Below are 1,486 nucleotides of genomic sequence, written 5' to 3' on the forward strand. Positions count from 1 at the left end.
AGAGTTTGATCCTGGCTCAGATTGAACGCTGGCGGCATGCTTTACACATGCAAGTCGGACGGCAGCACAGAGAAGCTTGCTTCTCGGGTGGCGAGTGGCGAACGGGTGAGTAACATATCGGAACGTACCGAGTAGTGGGGGATAACTGATCGAAAGATCAGCTAATACCGCATACGTCTTGAGAGAGAAAGCAGGGGACCTTTGGGCCTTGCGCTATTCGAGCGGCCGATATCTGATTAGCTAGTTGGTGGGGTAAAGGCCTACCAAGGCGACGATCAGTAGCGGGTCTGAGAGGATGATCCGCCACACTGGGACTGAGACACGGCCCAGACTCCTACGGGAGGCAGCAGTGGGGAATTTTGGACAATGGGCGCAAGCCTGATCCAGCCATGCCGCGTGTCTGAAGAAGGCCTTCGGGTTGTAAAGGACTTTTGTCAGGGAAGAAAAGGCTGTTGCTAATACCAGCGGCCGATGACGGTACCTGAAGAATAAGCACCGGCTAACTACGTGCCAGCAGCCGCGGTAATACGTAGGGTGCGAGCGTTAATCGGAATTACTGGGCGTAAAGCGGGCGCAGACGGTTACTTAAGCAGGATGTGAAATCCCCGGGCTCAACCCGGGAACTGCGTTCTGAACTGGGTGACTCGAGTGTGTCAGAGGGAGGTAGAATTCCACGTGTAGCAGTGAAATGCGTAGAGATGTGGAGGAATACCGATGGCGAAGGCAGCCTCCTGGGATAACACTGACGTTCATGCCCGAAAGCGTGGGTAGCAAACAGGATTAGATACCCTGGTAGTCCACGCCCTAAACGATGTCAATTAGCTGTTGGGCAACTTGATTGCTTAGTAGCGTAGCTAACGCGTGAAATTGACCGCCTGGGGAGTACGGTCGCAAGATTAAAACTCAAAGGAATTGACGGGGACCCGCACAAGCGGTGGATGATGTGGATTAATTCGATGCAACGCGAAGAACCTTACCTGGTCTTGACATGTACGGAATCCTCCAGAGACGGAGGAGTGCCTTCGGGAGCCGTAACACAGGTGCTGCATGGCTGTCGTCAGCTCGTGTCGTGAGATGTTGGGTTAAGTCCCGCAACGAGCGCAACCCTTGTCATTAGTTGCCATCATTCAGTTGGGCACTCTAATGAGACTGCCGGTGACAAGCCGGAGGAAGGTGGGGATGACGTCAAGTCCTCATGGCCCTTATGACCAGGGCTTCACACGTCATACAATGGTCGGTACAGAGGGTAGCCAAGCCGCGAGGCGGAGCCAATCTCACAAAACCGATCGTAGTCCGGATTGCACTCTGCAACTCGAGTGCATGAAGTCGGAATCGCTAGTAATCGCAGGTCAGCATACTGCGGTGAATACGTTCCCGGGTCTTGTACACACCGCCCGTCACACCATGGGAGTGGGGGATACCAGAAGTAGGTAGGGTAACCGCAAGGAGTCCGCTTACCACGGTATGCTTCATGACTGGGGTGAAG

At 54.2% G+C, this 1,486-nt stretch carries 1 rRNA gene; it reads left to right on the forward strand.

Annotation, left to right across the window (positions count from 1 at the left end):
• A 16S ribosomal RNA gene (locus CIK04_RS22765) occupies positions 1-1,486 on the forward strand; the annotation flags it as partial.

The organism is Vibrio sp. 03_296, from assembly GCF_002265885.1.